This window comes from Verrucomicrobiia bacterium (assembly GCA_019634635.1).
In the GTDB taxonomy this organism is placed as follows: domain Bacteria; phylum Verrucomicrobiota; class Verrucomicrobiia; order Limisphaerales; family UBA9464; genus UBA9464.
The window spans coordinates 116,034-136,435 of sequence record JAHCBB010000004.1 but is presented as its reverse complement, the minus strand read 5'-3'; the positions used below and the strand labels follow the sequence as shown (position 1 = coordinate 136,435).

The 20,402-nt window shown below is 66.8% G+C and carries 15 protein-coding genes; 9 read left to right on the top strand and 6 right to left on the bottom strand.

The genetic code is table 11. From position 1 onward, the window contains the following. The first annotated feature begins 57 nt into the window (after positions 1–57). The 5 genes from gcvP to KF791_04255 all read left to right on the top strand — a co-directional run bounded on the left by gcvP (position 58) and on the right by KF791_04255 (position 8,529). A complete protein-coding gene (gene gcvP / locus KF791_04275; protein MBX3731794.1) occupies positions 58–2,940 on the top strand; it encodes an aminomethyl-transferring glycine dehydrogenase in 2,883 nt (960 codons plus the stop codon). A gap of 121 nt (positions 2,941–3,061) precedes the next feature. After that, the gene (locus KF791_04270; GenBank protein MBX3731793.1) at positions 3,062–5,893 is read left to right on the top strand and encodes a tetratricopeptide repeat protein; all 2,832 of its coding nucleotides are present in this window, start codon (positions 3,062–3,064) and stop codon (positions 5,891–5,893) included. Positions 5,894–5,936: 43 nt separating this feature from the next. Further along, positions 5,937–7,100 carry a glycosyltransferase family 4 protein gene (locus KF791_04265; protein ID MBX3731792.1) on the top strand — a complete coding sequence of 388 codons (1,164 nt, stop codon included), beginning with the start codon at positions 5,937–5,939 and terminating at the stop codon, positions 7,098–7,100. An 11-nt stretch (positions 7,101–7,111) separates the two neighbouring features. Further along, positions 7,112–8,095, top strand: a complete 984-nt coding sequence (locus tag KF791_04260) for an undecaprenyl/decaprenyl-phosphate alpha-N-acetylglucosaminyl 1-phosphate transferase (protein ID MBX3731791.1) — start codon at positions 7,112–7,114, stop codon at positions 8,093–8,095. Beyond that, complete coding sequence (locus tag KF791_04255) at positions 8,092–8,529, top strand: cupin domain-containing protein (GenBank protein ID MBX3731790.1); 438 nt, start codon at positions 8,092–8,094, stop codon at positions 8,527–8,529. The genes KF791_04260 and KF791_04255 overlap by 4 nt, the downstream gene beginning before the upstream one ends. 46 nt (positions 8,530–8,575) lie before the next feature. Here the strand turns inward: KF791_04255 and KF791_04250 are convergent, their stop codons facing one another. From KF791_04250 to bioB, 3 genes are all read right to left on the bottom strand, one after another. Further along, entirely contained in the window at positions 8,576–9,823 is a 1,248-nt protein-coding gene (locus tag KF791_04250; GenBank protein MBX3731789.1) for a PQQ-like beta-propeller repeat protein, read from the bottom strand. Positions 9,824–10,003: 180 nt separating this feature from the next. Then, positions 10,004–10,945, bottom strand: a complete 942-nt coding sequence (locus KF791_04245; GenBank protein MBX3731788.1) for a cobalamin-binding protein — start codon at positions 10,943–10,945, stop codon at positions 10,004–10,006. A gap of 153 nt (positions 10,946–11,098) precedes the next feature. After that, positions 11,099–12,271 carry a biotin synthase BioB gene (bioB, locus tag KF791_04240; GenBank protein MBX3731787.1) on the bottom strand — a complete coding sequence of 391 codons (1,173 nt, stop codon included), beginning with the start codon at positions 12,269–12,271 and terminating at the stop codon, positions 11,099–11,101. 9 nt (positions 12,272–12,280) lie between these two features. Between bioB and KF791_04235 the strand changes: the two genes are divergently transcribed. Next, positions 12,281–13,063 carry a M14 family metallocarboxypeptidase gene (locus KF791_04235; GenBank protein MBX3731786.1) on the top strand — a complete coding sequence of 261 codons (783 nt, stop codon included), beginning with the start codon at positions 12,281–12,283 and terminating at the stop codon, positions 13,061–13,063. On the opposite strand, the gene KF791_04230 is transcribed toward KF791_04235, so the two are convergent. Next, complete coding sequence (locus KF791_04230) at positions 13,060–14,331, bottom strand: MFS transporter (protein MBX3731785.1); 1,272 nt, start codon at positions 14,329–14,331, stop codon at positions 13,060–13,062. The two genes, KF791_04235 and KF791_04230, sit on opposite strands and share 4 nt — an antisense overlap. Beyond that, positions 14,328–15,233 (bottom strand): dihydrodipicolinate synthase family protein, encoded by a 906-nt coding sequence (locus KF791_04225; GenBank protein ID MBX3731784.1) that lies wholly within the window; start codon positions 15,231–15,233, stop codon positions 14,328–14,330. The genes KF791_04230 and KF791_04225 overlap by 4 nt, the downstream gene beginning before the upstream one ends. 192 nt (positions 15,234–15,425) lie before the next feature. Here KF791_04225 and KF791_04220 point away from each other — a divergent pair, with 192 nt between their 5' ends. After that, positions 15,426–18,302 carry a PQQ-dependent sugar dehydrogenase gene (locus KF791_04220; GenBank protein ID MBX3731783.1) on the top strand — a complete coding sequence of 959 codons (2,877 nt, stop codon included), beginning with the start codon at positions 15,426–15,428 and terminating at the stop codon, positions 18,300–18,302. Between the two features lie 230 nt (positions 18,303–18,532). On the opposite strand, the gene KF791_04215 is transcribed toward KF791_04220, so the two are convergent. Next, positions 18,533–19,066 (bottom strand): DUF5069 domain-containing protein, encoded by a 534-nt coding sequence (locus KF791_04215; GenBank protein ID MBX3731782.1) that lies wholly within the window; start codon positions 19,064–19,066, stop codon positions 18,533–18,535. A gap of 182 nt (positions 19,067–19,248) precedes the next feature. On the opposite strand from KF791_04215, the gene KF791_04210 reads away from it, so the two are divergent. Beyond that, on the top strand, positions 19,249–19,965 hold the full coding sequence (locus tag KF791_04210; GenBank protein ID MBX3731781.1) for a DUF1275 domain-containing protein: 717 nt from the start codon (positions 19,249–19,251) through the stop codon (positions 19,963–19,965). Further along, positions 19,937–20,395: a Rid family detoxifying hydrolase gene (locus KF791_04205; protein ID MBX3731780.1), complete on the top strand. Its 459-nt coding sequence runs from the start codon at positions 19,937–19,939 to the stop codon at positions 20,393–20,395. The genes KF791_04210 and KF791_04205 overlap by 29 nt, the downstream gene beginning before the upstream one ends. Positions 20,396–20,402: the final 7 nt, after the last annotated feature.

Sequence of the window (20,402 nt, the reverse complement as noted above, 5' to 3'; positions counted from 1 at the left end):
CGGAAAGTCGGCCCGTAACGTGCGTCCCGGGCCCGGAACCCCGGGCCCCGAAAACTGATGATTCATCCGTCCCCCGCCGCCGCAGCCCATCCCCATACCGACCGGTTTGAGACCCGACACATCGGTCCCGGCCTGGCCGAGCAGGCCGCGATGCTGGAGCGTTTGGGGTATGAGTCCCTCGAGGCCCTGGTGAACGCCGCCGTTCCCTCCGCCATCCGCCTGGAGCAGCCGCTGGAGCTTCCGGGGATCCTTCCGCTGACCGAGCATGAGGCCCTGGAGCGGCTGCGGACCATCGCCTCGCAGAACCGGGTCTTCCGGTCGTTCATCGGCATGGGCTATCACGACACGCTCACGCCGCCGGTCATCCAGAGAAACCTCCTCGAAAACCCCGGCTGGTACACGCCGTACACGCCGTACCAGGCCGAGATCTCCCAGGGTCGCCTGGAGGGGCTCTTGAACTTCCAGACGCTGGTCACCGACCTGACGGGCCTCGACATCGCCAACGCCTCGCTGCTGGACGAGGCCACCGCCTGTGCCGAGGCGATGATGCTCTGTCACCGGGTTGCCGAGGCGGCCGCCGCGCGCGGCGGGGTTCGAAATATCTTCTTCGTTTCGGATGCGTGTCACCCGCAGAACGTGGACATCGTGCGTCACCGGGCGCGGGCACTGGGCGTCGAGGTTGTGATCGGAGACTGGCACCAGTTTGTGTTCACTCCCGACGTGTTCGGAGCCCTGGTGCAATATCCGGCAACTGATGGCTCGGTGCCGGAATACGCTGGATTTGCAAAAGCCGCACATGATGCCGGAGCCCTGGTGGTCGTGGCCGCCGACCTTCTGGCCCTCACCCTCCTCCGGCCTCCCGTGGAGATTGGGGCGGACGTCGCCGTCGGCAGCGCCCAGCGCTTTGGAGTTCCCTTGGGATACGGCGGACCCCATGCGGCATTCTTTGCGACCCGGGACGCCTTCAAACGCCAGATGCCCGGCCGTCTCGTCGGGGTCTCCCGCGACGCACAGGGGCGTCCGGCCCTGCGGCTTTCCCTGGGCACGCGCGAACAGCACATCCGCCGTGAGAAGGCCACGTCCAACATCTGCACCGCCCAAGCCCTGCTTGCGAACATGGCGATGGCCTATGCGTGCTACCACGGACCAGAGGGACTCCGGAACATCGCCCGGCGCATCCATGCCCTCGCCGGGGTGCTGGCGACCGGTCTGGACCGGCTCGGGTTGCGGGCGGTGAATGACACGTTTTTCGATACGCTCACCGTGTCCGTGCCACAGGCCGCCGAGGTTCATCGCGCGGCGGAGGCCAGGCACATCAACCTGCGCCGGGTGGATGCCTCCCATGTCGGGATCGCCCTGGACGAACCCACGACCCTGGCAGAGGTGGTCGAGTTGCTGAAGATCCTCAATGGCGGCCGGGAACTGCCGTTCGAGGTCGAGTCGCTGGTGCCGAAGGCCTCCCCGCATCCGATGCGCACCTCAGGGTATCTGGAGCACCCGGTGTTTCACCGGCATCGCAGCGAGACGGAGTTGTTGCGCTACCTGCGCCGTCTCGAGTCCCGTGACCTTTCGCTCTGCCACGGCATGATTCCGTTGGGGTCTTGCACGATGAAGCTCAATGCCGCCGCCGAGATGTTTCCGGTGAGCTGGCCCGAATTTGCGCGACTGCATCCGTTTGCCCCCGTCGGACAGACCCGGGGGTATCAGCGACTGTTCGAGGAGCTTGAAGACTGGCTCGCCCGGTGCACCGGGTTCGCCGGGGTCTCGCTCCAGCCCAACGCCGGATCGCAGGGAGAGTATGCCGGCCTGCTGGTGATCCGGGCATGGCACGAATCACGTGGCGAGGCCGCCCGCACGGTGTGCTTGATCCCCACCAGTGCCCACGGGACCAATCCAGCCTCCGCCGTCATGGCCGGATACACCGTGGTGCCGGTGGCCTGCGATGCCGGGGGCAACATTGACGTCGAGGACCTGACTCGAAAGGTGGACGGCCACCGCCAGCGCCTGGCCGCCCTCATGATCACCTATCCAAGCACCCATGGCGTGTTTGAGACCCGCGTGAAGGAAATCTGTGGCATCATCCACGCCGCGGGGGGACAGGTGTACATGGATGGCGCCAATCTCAACGCCCAATTGGGGCTCACCTCGCCCGGGGCCATCGGCGCCGACGTCTGTCACCTGAACCTCCACAAGACGTTTTGCATTCCGCACGGAGGCGGCGGACCCGGCGTCGGTCCGATCGGTGTCGCCGATCACTTGGTGCCCTTCCTGCCCGGACACGCGGTGGTCAACCTCGGGGGCGAGGAACCCATCGGCGCTGTCAGCGCCGCCCCCTGGGGCAGCGCCAGCATCTGCACCATCGCCTGGATGTACATCGCCATGATGGGTGCGGGCGGCCTTCGCCGCGCCACCGAAGTGGCGATCCTGAACGCCAATTACATCGCGCGGCGCCTCGAGGGGTGTTTCCCCACGCTCTACCGCGCCAACGGCCTGGTCGCCCACGAATGCATCCTGGATCTCCGGCCGTTCAAGAAGGTGACGGCCGAGGACGTCGCCAAGCGGCTGATGGATTACGGATTCCACGCGCCCACGCTGAGCTGGCCGGTGGCCGGCACCCTGATGGTGGAGCCGACCGAATCCGAGTCGAAGGCGGAACTGGACCGGTTTTGCGACGCCATGATCGCCATTCACTCCGAAATGCTTGCCATCGAATCCGGAGCTGCCGACCCCGACAACAACCTCCTGAAGAACGCCCCGCATCCGGCGGAGGTCATCGCCGCGGACTCTTGGGACAGGCCCTATTCCCGCCAGCAGGCGGCGTACCCGGTGCCCGGCCTGCGGGACTTCAAGTTCTGGCCTGCCGTGGCGCGGGTGGACAACGTCTTTGGGGACCGAAACCTCGTGTGTTCCTGCGCGGGCATGGAAGCCTACGACGGATAAGCGGTCCGCAATAATTCGACCCTCCCGTCCAGCAGCCCGCGGGCTTCGGGCATGGGCCGTCGCCCCGGCGGTTTTGCTTTGCCTCGGATTTCACTGCGGACCACCGTTCGGAAACGATCCTATGGAAGACTCCTCTGCGCTGCAGCGTCCCTTCGTGGCGCGATTCCTGCCTTGGGTGCTTGGGGCGCTGTTCCTCGCGCTGTACCTGGCCACGTTGCATCCCTGGATCGGGGTCGCCAATGCGGCACTCGCAGGGCAGCTGGGGGGCTGGGATCCGGATCTCGCCTACACCGAACCGGTGCTGTGGTTCCTGACCCGTCCCCTCCTGCTGCTCCCGCCGTCCGCATTTCCAGCCGGACTGAACGTGCTTGCCGCGCTGTTTGGGGCTTTGACGATCGCCCTCCTGGCGCGGTCGGTCGCCCTGCTGCCCCACGACCGGATGCGCGAACAACGGATCCGTGGCCACGGGGAAAACCCCACGCTGCATATCCGCCTCGCGTGGGTTCCGGTGGTGTTCGCAGCGGGCCTGCTGGGCCTCCAGCGCACCTTTTGGGAGAATGCGACCCTGCAGACCGGCGAGATGCTCGATCTGCTGCTCTTCGCCGCCGCGGTGGCCGCGCTGGTGGAATATCGGCTGGATCTGCGGGAGCGCTGGCTCTGGATTGCCGCCTTCACGGTCGGCGCCGGCGTGAGCAACAACTGGGCGATGATCGTCTACGCGCCCCTGTTTCTCATCGCGGTGATCTGGCTGCGCGGGTGGTCCTTTTTTGACGCCGGCTTTCTGCTCCGGATGACGATCTGCAGCGCCGCCGGGCTCGCCTTCTACCTGCTCATGCCGCTGGGAACCGCGATCGCCGGGATCAGCGATCTGGGATTCCTCGGGACCCTGAAGGCGAATTTCACGCTCCAGAAAGCCTTCCTCCTCGGCATCCCCCGCGGCCGGGCCCTGCTGCTCGCCATGGTGACCGTGCTGCCCCTGGGGCTCATCGCCATCCGGTGGCAGGGCGCCAAGGGGAGCAGCCTCGAGCGGTTCGCCGGATTCACCGCACTCATCCTGCTCCAGATCCTCTGGCTTGGCCTCGCCGTCTTCCTCGCCTTCGACCCTCCCTTCAGTCCGCGCCGGCTGGTGTACCTCGAAAAGCCTGCCGGCGAACTCGCGCTCCTCACGTTCAGCTTCTGCTCCGCCCTGGCCGCAGGTTATTTCGCGGGCTGGTTCCTGCTGGTCGGCGGCACGGACCCCGACAAGGAGTGGGACCGGCCAAACACCGGGCTGCGTTTTCTTGGAAGGGCCGCCGCAGGGACGGTCCTTGCCGCCGGCATCGCCGTTCCGGCTGGCTTGGCGCTGGTCAATTTCCCGGGGGTTCGCGCCCAGAATTCATCGGGCACCCGCGACCTCGCCAACGCCCTCGCCGACGCCCTGCCGACCCGGCCGGCGCTCGTGCTGGCCGATGACGTCACCGCAAGCCGACTGCTGGCGGCCGCCCTCCGACAGCGTCCGGACGCCCCGCAGCACATCGTCGTGGACACCCGACGCGGGCCGGACGCGCGGTATCGCCAGTGGCTGGCCCGAAAGCACCGCGACGCGCTTCCCGAACTCAACAGGTTCGCCGAGGCCCGTGAGAATGTGGCCGGCATCCTCACCGACCTTGTGGTCCGCACCGCGGCGATGGCACCGGTGGTCTACCTCAACCCAAGCTTCGGCTTCTTCTTTGAGCGGGTCCGCTCCCATTCAGAAGGCCTGGTTCTGAGCGTGACACCCGCCCCCGAAGCGTACGTCATCCCCGCTCCGGACGCCGCAACCCTGGCGCGCGCCCTGGCTCTCTGGAACCGCCAGGCTCCGTTCTGGGAAACCGTGGTCCGCATGCGCGAAGCGGACGCCCCCGACGCCCGTGACCTCGGGATGTTCTGGTCGCGCGCCGGCAACACCCTCGGGGTGGATCTCCAGCGGGCGGGACAGCTTGAGGAAGCCGGAGCGGTGTTTGCCCAGGCCGAACGTCTCAATCCCGGAAACCAGCTCGCCTGGATCAATGGCCGGGTGAATGCATCGTTGAAGACCGGCGCTCCCATTGCCACCAACCTGCTGGTGGCCCTCTCCCGAAGCCCGCTCGTTCAGACCCTCAACACCGATGGCCCCGTGGATGAACCGATGGCCCTGCTCAACTACGGGCGGGCACTGCTGACCTCAACGGACCGGCTGCCGCGACAGGCCTGGGAGGCACTCCATCGTTCCGCCGCGTTGAACCCGAATTCACTGGAGGCCCGTATCGCGGGAGTCGAGGCGCTGATCCAGGGTTTCCAGATTGAAGACGCCCGCCGGGAACTGGACGCGCTCGCCGCGGCCCACCCGCCCGGCACCCTGAGCCGCGAGGACTTCGCCGCCCTGACCCGGCTGGAGATCTTCCATGCCCTGGCCCGGCAGGACCTCGCCACCGCCGAAAAGCTAATCGAAGGGGTGCGCGGCCAGTTCGCGACCGACACCTCCCTGCTGGACCTGCTCACCGCCCTGTATATCCGGCAGGGACGATTGAACGATGCCATCCCGCTCCTGGAACAGTGGCGCACCCTCCGACTCGATGACCCGGCCGCCACCATCCGGTTGTCGTCCATCCTCATCGGACGCTCCCAATACGACCAGGCGCTGCGCGTCCTGGACCAGTTCCTTGCCCGAAAGTCCGACAACGCCCCGGCGCGGATCAACCGGGCCATCTGCCTGCTCCGCATGGGCCGCCTCGACGATTCTCGTCGCGAGTACCAGGGGCTCGTGGAGAAGCTGCCCGACCTGCCCCTGCTGCACTACGGCCTTGCCGAGATCGCCGTCCGCCGGAAGAGCACCAACGAGGCGGTCGGCCACCTGGAGAATTACATGAAGCACGCCGCCACGCTCCAGGCCACCAACACCACCGAGTACGCCGAGGTCGCCGCCCGGGTCCAGGAATTGCGCGGCGGCCGGTGACTGGCGCCCTGCGCCCACCCTCCCAATGGTCCCCGGGCGCCCCCTGCGCGTGACGCATGTCATCACGCGGCTGATCGTCGGCGGCGCCCAGGAAAACACCGTGGACTCCGTCCTCGGTCTCCGCCTCAAGCCGGACCTCACGGTGGACCTCATTTCCGGACCGACCACCGGCCCCGAGGGTTCGCTGGAACCAGTGATGCAGGCGGCGGGCGGCCTGACCATTGTGCGCCCCCTGGTCCGGGCCATCCGTCCGGTCTCCGACCTCCGGGCCTATCTTGAGCTGAGGCGCCTGTTTCGCAGCCGCCGCCCGGACGTCGTGCACACCCACAGCGGCAAGGCGGGCATTCTCGGCCGCCTTGCCGCCCGCACCGCCCGGGTCCCGCTGGTGGTGCACAGCATCCACGGTCCCAGCTTCGGCCCATTCCAGGGACCGCTCGCCAACGCCGTGTTCACCGCAGCGGAACGGGTTGCCGGCCGGGTCACGGACCACTTCGTGACCGTGGCCGATGCCATGCGCGACCAGTACCTCGCGGCGGGAATTGGACCGGCGGAGAAATACACGCGGATCTTCAGTGGATTCCGGCTGGAACCCTTTCTTGAGGCCGTTCGGGACGCCGCCCTTGCCGAACGGCTTGGCATCGGTCCCCAGGACTTTGTCGTCGGCAAAATTGCCCGCCTGTTTGAGCTGAAGGGGCATGACGACCTGTTCGCCGCCGCGCCCGAGCTGATCCGCCGGATTCCGGGGATCCGATTTTTGCTCGTGGGCGATGGCCCATGGCGATCCCGCTTTGAGGCGATGGCGGCCAAGGGTGCACTCCGCGGCCGCTTCCTCTTCACCGGCCTCGTCCCCCCGGAATCCGTCCCCTCCCATGTCGCCCTGATGCACTGCCTGGTCCATCTGAGCCGCCGGGAGGGACTTCCCCGGGCGCTGCCCCAGGCGCTGGCCGGGGGGCGTCCGGTGGTGGCCTGCGATGCCGATGGCGCGGGTGAGGTCTGCCGGGAGGGCGAGACCGGGTTTCTGGTGAAACCGGGGGACGTCGCGGGCCTCGTGGACCGGCTCACGCGGCTGGCATCGGATCCCGCGCTGCGTGACCGCCTGGGGGCCGGCGGCCGTGCCTGGGTGTCGGAACGGTTCAGCGTCCGCGCACTCGTGGACGCCCAGCACGCGCTCTATCTCCGGCTGGCGGCACAGCGAGCGCAACCCTGAAACTCCCGGTGATGAACTTCCCCGAAAACGCCTACCTGCTCGCCTTCCTCGGCGGCCTGTGCGTCACCGCCGCCGCGGTGCCCTTGTGGCGGGCGTGGTGCGTGCGTCATGGCTTCGTGGATGACCCCGGCCACCGCAAGATCCATGCGGATCCCATCCCGCTCGCGGGCGGGCTCGCGGTCTTTACCGGAATGGCCCTGGTGGTGCTCGGGGGGGTGGCGGCGGTCCGTTGGCAGTTGCTCGATCCGGTGGCCGTCGAGCGCCTCGCCTACGGTCTCGGCCGCCGCCGGATCGAGCTGGCCATCATTTTCCTCGGAGCCCTGGGCATGCTGGTGCTGGGCGGCTGGGACGACCGGCGCGAACTGCGTCCTGCAGTCAAACTGGCCGGCCAGACCCTGGTCGCCCTGATGGTCGCCGCTTCCGGGCTGCGAATCACGCTGTTCATTCCCAGCGTGACCTTCAGCTACGCGATCACGGTTCTGTGGATTCTCGCCGTCGCCAACGCCGTGAACTTCAACGACAACATGAACGGCCTGTGCGCCGGGCTTGGTGTGATTGGCGCTGGCTGGATCGCGTGGCATGCCGCCGGCGCGGGACAATACCTCGTCGCGCTGCTCGCCCTGCTCGCGGCCGGCTCCCTGCTGGGGTTTCTCCCGTACAACTTTCCGCGGGCCTCGGTCTTCCTCGGGGATGCCGGCAGCCATCTGGTGGGTTACCTGCTGGCCGTGCTGTCCATTCTGCCCCATTTCTACACCGAGCAACTCCCGGCACCGAGCCGCTGGGCGGTTCTCAGCCCGCTCCTGCTCCTGGCCGTCCCCCTGGCGGATCTGGCCAGTGTCGTGTGGATCCGCACCCGCGCCCGGAAGCCATTCTGGATCGGTGACACCAACCATTTCTCGCACCGCTTGGTCCGCGCCGGTTGGAGCCGCCCCAACGCCGTCCTCCTCCTCTGGCTCCTTGCCTTCGCCGCCGGAGCCATGACGCTGTGGCTGTGACGCAGGAATCCCATCTGGGCGGCGGCGTGATCCGACACCGTCTGCCGGTCCGGCCCCCCGAAACCGGTGCGGACGCCACCGAGCCCAGACGCCTCGCATTGCCGTCGGGCGAGCTGGCGCAATTGACCGACGGCCGGACTGCCTTCCGCCACATCGCCTGTCTGGAGCTTCGGGAAGGCACGCTTCGCGGCAACCATCGGCATGAGCAGAAGCAGGAATGGTTTTACCTCGTCGCCGGCCGGGTCACCTTTTTCGCCGTGGACCCCGACTCCGGCCAACGCATGGAACTCAAGGTGGAGCCGGGAGATCTGCTTGAGGTGGCGCCTGGCGTGGCCCATGCCCTGAGGGTCGAAGCGCCCGGCCTTGCAGTGGAGTTCGCCCCCCAGCCCTTTGACCCCGCTGACACCCGGCCGCATCCGGTGTTCATCCGCTAGCCCGACTTGGCGAACTGGTGCGGGTTCCTGCGACACCTCCGATCCCTCAGCGGGCAATTTCCGCCGCGAAGACACTGCGGGAGTCCTTCACGTAAAGGATTCCCTCCACGTAGGCCGGGCTGCACCACGTCTTGCCGGCGATCTGGACCCGCCCGAGCTCCTCGTAGGCCTTTGGATCCGCCTTCACCAGGATCAGTTCTCCGGTGGAATTCAGCACCAGCAGCGCGTTGTTCACCGCAGTGATGCTCGCATAGTCGGCGAATCCCGGCTCGGCCCAGGCTTCGCGACCCGTCGCGAAATCGAGACAGATGAGCGAGGTCCTCTGGCCGGGTCCCAACGTGTACAGGTGGTTTCCAATCCGCGTGGGCGTGGCGATCACCGTCCGGCACTCCGGGTTCTGCCAGAGCGTCGAGACGGTGAACGATCCGTTCGTTCTCCCGATGTGATATCGAATCGTCCCGATCGTGTGCGAGGTCACGGTGACGGTGTCTCCAGACAGCAGCGGCGTGCACGCATGGCGCTTGGAGGTCGTGCGGATCGGCTCGCGCCAGAGGATCAGCCCGGTCGAGACATCCACACCCATCAGCGCATCCGCCGTGAGGTGGACCACCTGACGCACTCCGCCGAGGTCGCCGACCATCAGCGCGGAATACGCGGTCTCATCGCGACCGCAGCGCCAGACTTCCCGTCCCGTCGCGGTGTCGAACGCGACCAGGGTGGCGCCCCGGGTGCTCCCCACGGGAACAAAGACACGACTGCCATCCACGACCGGGCTCCCATTGTGCCCGTGACGGCGGGACGCCGTGTCCTTGGGGTAACCCTCCCCCGCCTTGTTGCCGAGGAACGACACCCCGTAATCGCGCTCGAAACTCCGCTGCCAGAGCGTTCGGCCGTCTTCAAGCGCGAGACAGCGAAACTCCCCACCGCTGGTCTGGACGAAAACCCGGTCGCCGGCGAGGACCGGCGTGCATCGGGGTCCCGACCCGTAATTCGAAAAGGCGACCAGCGGTCCTGCCGGCACGCTCCAGATCCGTTTTCCGGACGCGGACTCCACGCAGTGGACCGTCTCCTGCCCCCCCTGCGAATCGAGGTACACCAGATGCTTTCCGGACACCACGGGCGACGCATGCCCCTCGGTGGACTCCAGTCGCCACAAGACGCGCGGCTCTGATGGCAGGTCGAGGAGCATTCGCGCCGGATCCACCACCACCGCATCACGCCGGGGACCGCGCCACTGGGGCCAGTCGGCAGGCGCGGCGGCAATGCTCTCCACCAACCCGATGAGTGCGATCATGCCGTGGAGCCTGCGGGGGATGAATCGCGCCGCCGACCACAGGGAGGTTGGAGGCAGCGGAGCCACGACCCCAGAACCCCTGAACCGCGGGTGCCCGTCAAGCGGGATTTCAAACGACGCCCGGTCGCGCGATTGCCCAGACGACCTGCCGCCGGTTCCGTCCGGAACCGATCCGGGGGCTCAGCGGGCGACCGCCCGCCATCCGGTGTCACGATGCCGGGGTCGCGGAAACAAGTCGGGGTGCAGCAGCTCGGCAAGCACCTCGATCGAGTCCACAAGCCGCGGGCCCGGACGTGTGAAGTAGGCGTTGCCATCCGTCGCCGCCACGCGGCCGGCGCGCACCGCCGGCAGCAGGGTCCATTCGATCCGGCTCCAGAGCCGCTCCAGTTCCGCGCAGGTTCTCTCCAGATCGAATCCGCAGGGCATCGCCACGATCACCTCCGGTTCCGCGTCTGCCAGGGCGGTCCAGTCCAGACGCCGTGACGGTTCGCCCGCACGCCCGCAGACGGGCAGGCCGCCGGCCAGTTCGACCAGTTCCGGAATCCAGTGGCCGGTTCCCATCAGCGGATCCAGCCACTCGAGGCAGGCCACCCGCGGCCGGTGTTCCACCAGAGCCACCTGCTGCAGTACGTTCACCAGGCGGGTTTTCAACCCCTGGATCACCTCACGCCCCTCGTCCGGCAAACCCAACGCCAGGGCCACCCGATGCAGGTCATCCCAAAGATCCGGCAGCCGGCCCGGACACAGCGCGACAATCCGGGGGGCCGGCCCGTCCCACGCCGCCACCATTGCCTCCACCTCGGCGAGATCCACGGCACAGACGGCACACTGGGTCTGGGTCAGAATCAGGTCCGGCTTCAAGGATCGGACCCGCCCGGCATCCAGCCGAAACAGCGTGCGCGGCCTCTCCCGGGCCCCGAGCACCGCCTGGTGGATCGCCGGTCCGGATGCCCCGACGGTCACGGCCGAGGCGGTAACAGCCGGAAGACCCCGGATGGATTCCGGATGGTCACAGGCATGGCTGCGGCCCACGAGGCGGCTGGCCGCACCCAGAGCACAGGCCAGTTCCGTCGCCGCCGGCAGCAACGAAAGAATCCGGTGCGATGACTCCAATGGCTCCATGCCGAAACCATGCGTCATCCCGGTGGCCGAATTCACACATTTTCCATGCGACACTCCGGCCCGACACCGGGCGTCCGCAACGGCCGGACCCCACGGGACCCCGTGCCGATTACGTCCCGGGCGATCCCCGCGCCGGTCGTCGTCGGCAGCGCCTCAGGCCGGCACGGCGAGAGCCTCCGCAAGCGCCGCCGCCCTCGGAGCGTTGGGATTGTCGAACGGCGCGCGCGCCTGCAGGCCGAGAACACGCAACAGTTCGCCATCCGCATCATAGCTGGGGGAAGGCACTGCGGACGTGAGCATGAACCCGGTCTCGCTCGAGAAGATCGAATTGGCCCCGGCAAGGAAGCACAGCGCCTGCTCCGTCGCGTTCAGGTTCGCGCGCCCGGCGGTCAGGCGGACGTCGGACGCCGGCATGAGGATCCGCGCCGTGGCGATCATGCGGAGCACGTCCCAGAAGGGCACGTCGCCGGCCGCTTCCAGCGGCGTTCCCGGAACGCGGCTGAGGATGTTGATCGGGACGGACTCGGGATGCGGGCGCACCGCGGCCAGGGTCTGCAGCATGAGCAAGCGGTCGTCCACACCTTCGCCCATGCCAATGATGCCCCCGGAGCAGACCGTCACCGCCGTTTTGCGGACATTCTCAATCGTCTGCAGACGGTCGGCCTGCGCACGGGTCGTAATGATCGTCTCATAAAACCCGGCGCTGGAATCCACATTGTGGTTGTAGGCGTAGAGGCCGGCCTCCTCAAGGCGCCGGGCCTGCGCCTCGGACAGCATGCCCAGGGTGCAGCAGACCTCCAGCCCAAGCCCCGTGACCTCGCGCACCATGTCCACCACCCGGTCAAACTGCCCGTTGTCCCGAACCTCCCGCCACGCGGCACCCAGGCAAACCCGGGAAACTCCCGCCGCCTTTGCCTGCTGTGCAATCGCCACCACCTGATCCCTTTCGAGCATTCGCTCCGGGGCGATGCCGGTCTGATAGCGCGAGGACTGCGCACAGTACGCGCAGTCCTCCGGACAGGCGCCCGTTTTCACCGAGATCAAACGGCAGACCTGCATCTCCCGCGGATCATGACGCTCCCGGTGACAGGCCGCGGCGCGAAAAACCAGATCCAACAATGGCGTGTCATGGACTCCCCGGATCTCCTCTAGGGTCCAATCATGGCGCAGCACCTCGGTCACGCGCTCAGGATGTGGACCCGTCACCTTGTTGTAAACCTGGGATTGATCCAAGGTTGACGCACCGGACCGGGGATCCGCCGGTGAGACTTCGAAACGCGCCCTGCGGCTGGCAAACTGCTTCACGGTGATTTGAGGTCCCGCCATGCTGTCCGGGTGGAACGTCTGGGACACAACCGTGGCGGCTATCGCGGCGAAACGATTCCTCCAGAAGCCGTCATTGCCACGTGCGAGCTGGCGGCGTCGGAACATGGCTGGACGCGCGATTCCCTGGCGCCGGACCGGCCCTTCCGGCCGGCCTATCAGCGCCGATCGCGCCGGCCCTCGGCCCCGCGGATCTATCTGTCCGCCGGAATCCATGGCGATGAACCCGCCGGTCCGCTGGCCATGGCCCGCCTGCTGCGGGACAACGCGTGGCCCGACGCCGACCTGTGGCTGGTGCCGTGTCTGAACCCGGAGGGTCTGAGAATCGGACGCCGCGAAAGTGGAGCCGGATTTGATCTGAATCGCGACTACCGCGCCTGTCGGTGCCCGGAAACCCGCGGTCACGTGGACTGGTTCCGCCGGCAGCCGGATTTCGACCTCACACTCCTGCTCCACGAAGACTGGGAATCGCACGGATTCTACATCTACGAGGTCAACCGGGGCGGGCAGCCCTCGCTCGCTCCACAAATGATCTCCGCTGTCCGGGCCGTGTGCCCGGTGGATGAGTCTCCGGTGATTGACGGGCGCGATATCAGCGAGCCGGGCATTCTTCGGCCGCTGCTGACGCCGGAAGAGCGTCCCGACTGGCCTGAGGCGCTCTGGCTGATCACCCACAAGGCCCCGCTGAGCTACACCTTGGAAGCTCCCAGTGACTGGCCGTTGACGGTTCGCACCGACGCCCTCGTCGTCGCCGTCCGGACGGCCCTGGCATCCTTCCTCAAGTCGGAGACCTAGCGCGCCTCAGTGGGCGCGGATTCCCGCGGTCGGATGCCCATCAGCATCAAAAGTGCGACGACACAAAATCCGGCGAACACGCCGAAGACCACATTCAGGGGCGTGCCCCGGTCGCGGAGCCATCCAAACCCCCAATCCGCAAACCCGCCGAAACTGATCGCCACCAGGTTCATGAAGCCGTATCCGGTGGCCCGAAGCTCGGGACCAACAATCTGGCAAAGGATCGGCATATTGTTTCCATCAAAGAAGCCCCACCCGATGCCGAACAGCACCAGCGATGCCACCGCCAGAGCAAATGAATGGATCGCCGTGGAATTGCCCACGCCAAAGATGGCCGGGATGATGCAAAGCATACCCAAGGCGCTGACATAAATCCGCCCGCGCGGACTCCTCCGGATCCAGCGGTCCGCCAGCCAGCCTCCACCGATCGCCGACCCCATCGCGGCCGCCTGCCAGTAGAGGGTTGCCGACACCCCGGCAACACCCTGGCTGATGTTGAAGGACTGCTGGAGGATCGCGGGCATCCAGTCACGAACGACCCAGCCGGCCAGACCCGGCAGGGTGAAATAGCCCACCAGCAGCAGAAATGAGGGGTTCGAAAGGAGGGCCCGCAGCGAGGCGGCTGGCGAAGGCCGCGCCGTGGAAATCCCCGGGACGGCCACCGGAGCCACGTCCCTCACCAGCCAGAACAACGGGAAGGCATACAGGATGCCGATCAGGCCGATGTACTGGAACGCCACCCGCCAGCCCGTGGGCCCGGCGTCCGCCGCAAACCCGCCAAATCCGCCAAGAATCACCCCGAAGTAGATGCCCATCTGGTGAATGCCCACCGCGCGGGATCGGGTGCCTCCGGTGTGATGATCGGCGATGAGGGCCAGGGCTGCTGGAATGTAGAACGCCTCGCTGACGCCCATCAGCGTGCGGGTCCAAAGCAAGCCCTGGTAGGTGGTGACCTGTCCGGTCATCCACGTGACAAAGGACCAGGCGAACAGACTGCCGGCAATCGTGGCGCGCCGGCTGAACCGGTCGGCCAGATACCCACCGAGGGGGCTGAGGAACGCATACACCCACTTGAACTGTCCCAGCATGTAACCCCAGTTGGCCTCAAGCCCGATGTCGGTGATGTCCCGCATCACCGACATCTTCATCGAGGCAATCATCTGCCGGTCGAGGTAGTTCAGCATCGCGACCGGGAACAACAGCCCCACCACCCACCAGGCATAGGAACCAGGGAGGCGGGGCAGCGGAAACGTGTCGCGAGTCATCATGTCCAGCCCCAGGAACGGAACAGGGCCTCCAGCCGGGTCCGGGCGTGCTCGACCGCCAGACGGGACCGCTCCGACATCACCTGCTTGGGCTCGCCGGTGACACGGCCGCGCGCCGCCATCCCGGCCGCGATGTCATGCGGAAAATTGAGACCTTCAAATGCCGCCGCCATCTCCTGCAACTGGCGGGTGGCGGGTGCCGCTGCGGCCGGGTCACCCGAGTGCATCGCCCGGAATACGGCCAACACCGCCTCGGCAGCGAAATTGGCCAGCCCGCTGATGCAGCCCGAACAGCCCAGGGCCATGGCATCGGCGAGCCGCGTATCCCATCCGGTCCATACCGGAAACCCGCGCTGGCGTCCCAAGGCGACGACCTCGGCGTGGAGCGCCCAGGCGCCGCCGCTCAGCTTGACGCCCCCCAACGGCATCCGATCGGCAAACGACGCCAGGGTTTCCGTCGCAATCCCGGTGCCCACCCGTTCCGGAAAATTGTACAGCCAGACCGGGACCGGCGCCGCGGCTTCAGCGGCCCGCAGGAAGAACTCGAGGAGGTCCGCCTGACTGATCGCGAAATACCACGGCGGCAGCACCGCCACCGCGGCGCATCCGGACTCGCGGGCCGCGCGCGCCAGGCGCGCCACGACGGCCGGCCGGATGTCGCTGATGTTGGCGATCACCGGCAGCGGCGCCGCCAGTGCCACCAGACGGCGCAAAAGGTCCTCACGTTCCGACGCGCCGAACAACGGAAACTCGCCGGTGCTTCCGAGAATCATCAAGCCGTGGACTCCGGCGGCCCGCAGGTGCGCGATCTGCTCACGCACGCCGGCCTCCAGGAGGCGCCCGCCAGCATCGGTCGGGGTCCAGAGCGCCGGGAAGACTCCAGACTGGGGAAGGGTGTTGTTCACGACAGAAATGCGGCGCGGAGGTTGCCTCTTCCGGGCCCGCTTGCGAAGGGATTCCTTGCCCGAACCCGGGTCGGATCCGGATGTTCCGGCGCAAGGAAGTGGCCGTCGGCCGAGGTGGAGGAACTGGAAGGCTCCTTGAAATTGCGTGGGCGTCCGGAAACGCTGCTCACCATGAAGTTGAGAGCGCTTCTAATGGCCCTTCTTGGTTTTGCGTCGCTGGGAGTCGTCGAGGCCCAGTACCTGGTGTCGAGCCCGCCCCGGCTGCCCTACACGGCATCCTCCGCAGGCTATCAGCTGGTCAACGCGATGCCCAACCTGAATTTCCCGATGATCATATGCCTGGCGGTGCCGCCGGGACGGACCAATGAGCTTTTTGTCGTCGAGCGGGCCGGACGGATCTTCGCCATCACCAACCTGGCCTCCCCGACCCTGACGGTATTCCTCGATCTCCGGTCCCGGACATTTACCGCGGGGGAATGCGGCATGACGGGCCTGGCGTTTCACCCCAACTATGCGGCAAACCGCACGTTCTTCGTCTTCTACACGCCGACCAATCAGGCCAGGGGTCGCATGGAGAACACCGTCGTGCGTTTCCAGACCGATCCGACGAATCCGTGGCGCGCCCTGCCGGCCTCGGAGCAGGAGTTGTTCGCGCAGCACGACACCAATGACGTCCATCAGGCGGGCGACCTTCACTTCGGGCCGGATGGCTACCTGTACGTGGCCCTCGGAGACGGCGGTTGGTCCACGGGCTGGTCCAATGTCCAGCGGATTGACCGCGATTTCTTCTCCGGAATTTTGCGACTGGACGTGGATCAACGTCCGGGAAGTCTGGCGCCGAATCCGCATCCTGCCGTGGTGGGCGGATACCGGATCCCTCCGGACAACCCGTTTATTGGGACGACGTCCTTTGCCGGATCCGCCGTCAATCCGGCAGCCGTGCGCACTGAGTTCTGGGCGGTGGGCATGCGGAATCCCTTCCGATTCAGCTTCGATTCGGCCACGGGACACCTGTACGCCACGGACATCGGAAATGTGACCCGCGAGGAAATCAACCGGGTGGTGCGCGGAGGCAACTACGGTTCGGATCGCTACGAAGGCTCGGTGCAGCTCAAGACGCCAACGCCAGGCGTCACCTACCGGCCGCCGCTCTACGAGTATGGCCGCTCAGGCGGAGATCCCAACTTTCAGGGAATTTGCGTGATCGGTGGCGTGGTCTACCGCGGGACGCGCCATCCGGAGCTGATCGGCCGGTATGTGTTCGGTGACTATGGGACGAGACATATCTGGGCACTTGATCCCGGACAGCCGTCCGGGCCCGGGGTCACACGGCTCCTCACGGCATCCGGCGCTCCCATTTCGTTCTTCGTACATCCGGGCACCGGCGACCTTCTGGTTGTGGAACGGAACGGATCCACCGGGCGGATCTCCCGCCTGCAGCGCACCGAGGGGGGCGGCGGGCCCGCCCTGCCCCAGACCCTGAGCGCCACCGGCGTCTTCGCGGACTTGCGGTCGCTCGAAGCCCGGGAGGGCATGCTGCCCTACGAGGTGAATCTCCCATTCTGGTCCGACCACGCCGTGAAGTACCGCTGGTTCTTCCTGCAGGATCCCAGTGCGGTGATCACGCGCGATGCCACCGACCGGTGGTCCTTCCCCGCAGGCACGGTGTGGGTCAAGCATTTCGAGCTGGATCTGGTGCGCGGCAATCCAGCCACACGGCGGCGGCTGGAAACCCGCTTCCTCGTCAAAACCGCAGGCGGCGCCTATGGCATCACCTACCGATGGCGTCCGGATGGCACCGATGCAGACCTCGTGCCCGAAGGCGGTTCCGACGAGACGATCCTGATTCAAGACGGCGGGGTCTTCCGCGGTCAGCACTGGAGGTATCCCGGACGGGCCGAATGCATGGTCTGTCACAACGGCACGGCAGGTGAGGTGTTGGGGTTCAGTACACGTCAACTGAACCGCTCCGTCCTGGTGGGTGGCACACCGATCAATCAGCTCACCGCGCTGGGGAACCTCGGTGTCCTTCAACCGCCACACTCCCACCCGGAGACGTTGACACGCCTCGCACCGCCGGGAGACCTCACGTCATCGCTGGAGCACCGCTTCAGGTCCTATTTGGATGTCAATTGCGCCTACTGCCATCTGCCGGGCGGCGTGGGTCGCGGGCTGTGGGACGGGCGCCTGGAAACGGCCTTCCATGAGGCGGGCATCGTGAATGGGGCCGTCCTGGAGGATCTCGGCATCAATGGGGCCCGGGTGATCGCCCCCAATCAACTGACGCAGTCCATGATCTGGCACCGCATTTCCCAGATGGGCGACCGCCATATGCCGCCTTTGGCGACCTCTGAACTCAACGCCGAAGGCATGGAACTGGTGCGGGAGTTTGTCGGGGAATCTCCCGCCTTGAGAACGACCTGGATGGTCGGCACCCGGCAGGGTCCGACAGCACCGGGCTACCCGGGGTCGGCCTTTGCCGAGTTCTCAGTACAAAACCAGAAGGCGGATCCCGGGCCCGGGGCGGTCACGCGGCTTCCAGGGGATCCCCAGTTTTCCGCCTCGGACAATCCCGGTGCGGACGATAACTTCTACTTTGCCGGGACCTATCCCGCCGGTTTCAACGGGCTCACCGCCCCGCTGAACGTCCCCAACGACGAGCCGCCCGTTGCCTGGGAGCGGGCCCATTCCGGAGCCGACCGGACCAACCGCGTCCTTTTCGTGCTCTCCGGAGCCCACGTGGTTTCCGGGGCCAGGCTGCGCTTGCAGTTCGAAATCTGTTCCGGAGCGGCCTCCACTCCCGGTTCGCCCGTGACCTTCGGCGAGCACCACGTCCTCGTGCGCTACATCAATCCCACCGGCCAGGTGACCCCGATCCTGAGCCGGACCCTTACGGCGCCCGGACCCGTGGAGGTCGTCTTCCCCGCGAGTGAAGTGTCCGCGGCGGCCGGACCCAACGCCATCGAAGTGATCCGCACAGGCCCCTCCGCCGCCGGAGTCTCCTATTGGCTCATCTATGACTATTTGCGTGTGGACAGCGATGTCGCCGGCGGATTTCCCCTGCCCTGACACGGCTCGCCACCGATGGCCGCTGGCGTCGCGGGTCCCCGCAGGAATTTCGCCTGCCCTGCCGGATGCAACCGTCCACAGACATCCTCATCCCGGAATCGCCGTTGGTTCGGTCTCGGCGCTCGCGCCCGCGTCGTTTTGACAAGCCGCTGCCGTCATGCCCACGAACGAGCCGGGACGACTCCCGAACGACGGCCCAAGGGTGACCTCGGAACGCGGCGGCAATCCGGTCAACGCGATGCCGCTCCGCGGGTCTCCTGGACCGCCTGAAGGATCGCCGTTTCGTCGGGGTCAAGGTCCCGGACGAGCTTCAGGAACTGGGGCAGGGACATCCCCATGCTCCGAACAAATTCCCGGTCCCCACCACAACCAAACATCAGGTCTGCCGGCAGTTCCCCACGCAGCTTCAGCCGCGCCTTGGCAATAATCCTGGGCAGCCACGCGATACCCCCCAAGGTCGCCGACTTTGACGGCAGGGATTCCATGGAGGTCACCCGGGAGACCGCCGCCCCCCCGGTCACCCCGAGCAAATGGTCCCGGCGCAGCGACTGGATGGCCAGCACCGTGTCAAAATCCGGTTCACCATACGTCAATGAGTCGTCCACGAAATCAAACAACTCCTGGGGCGAGCAACCGATTTCCGACAGAAACGCGGCGTCGGACGCGGTGACCATGGATCCCGGACTGCGCCGCCCCATCTTCCATGCCTCCACGCCCCGGTCGTAAACCGCCCGCAATTCAGTTTCCCATGCCGCATTGCCCATCGGCGGAGGCTATCCTGTTCGGCGCGCAATGCAAAACCGGACGATCGCCCCCCCCGGTTGTTTCGCCATCATACCGACGACTCTCCGTCGTACGGCCGTCTGTCCGTGGCTGGTTCCTGCGGGGTGGCATCGGCACTGCCCTCCCGCATTCAGCTGCCAACAATGGGCACGACTCCCGGGAATTGGCTCGCGGAACGCCGGTCAAGCCCTTCTCCTCGGAGCGGATGATGGCCCGGTTGCCACAGGGACAATTCCTGCCCGCGGTCGCCGGTGGCGCCGTGGACGCCATCGTCATCATGGGATTCCGGGTCCTGACTGCGGCACAGACCGGGAATACCATCCTCCTGGCCGTGGCGGTCGCGCGTGGAGATCTGGCGGCGGGATGGAGCGCGGCGCTTTCGTTGGCCGGCTTTGTGTCCGGGGCCGTGCTGGGCTGGTGGCTGGCCGGGCGACCCGGGCTCCCGCCCTCCTTCACCCTGTTCCTTGAAGCCACAATCCTCTCCGGCATGCTCGTCCTCTGGCTTCGAGCGGGACCGGAGCCCACCGCCGCGATTGGCAACACGATCATCACCGGCGTCGCCGCCGCCATGGGCATCCAGAGCGCCGCCGTGTTGTCGCGCAAGGTTGGGCCACCCACCTACGTGACCGGCGTGCTGGAGTCCTTTGCACACGGATTGGTCTCCGGCCGGACCGGCGGCGGCAGTGTCGGGAGCCCTCCAAGGCTCCACGGACTCGCCTGGCTCGCCTATTTTTCCGGGGCTGTCGGCGCGGGCTGGGCCTTCCGCGCGGCAGGGCCTGCGGCGTTGGCAATTCCCATCGGCTGCCTGGTGGTGGCGGCGTGCGCCACCAGCCGCCGTCGCCCTGAAAGTCATGGCCCGAATCCGTCCGGCGAGGCATGATCGCCGCCCTGTTGTCCTTCAAAACTACGCTGTACCGCACGTGGCCAAGATTCCCGTTCATCCCTCCGGCGCCGCTCCAGCACTTGGGCCCTACACCCACGCCATACGCCTCGGCAACCTGCTCTTCTGCTCCGGCCAGGTGCCCATAGACCCGGCACATCCAGGCGGTCCGATCACGGGCGACATCCGGGACCAGACGCGGCTCGTCCTCGAAAACGTGAAGCGGATCCTCGACAGTCAGGGGCTGGGATTTGCGCAGGTGGTGAAGACGACGGTGTTCATGACCAACCTGGCCGAGTTCCAGGGCATGAACGAGGTGTACGCCGCGTACTTTCCCGCCCCCCATCCCGCCCGCTCGACGGTGCAGGTCGCGGCCCTGCCCCGGGGCGCTGCGGTGGAGATCGAAGTCACGGCAGGCGCCGACGCCTGAATGCCGT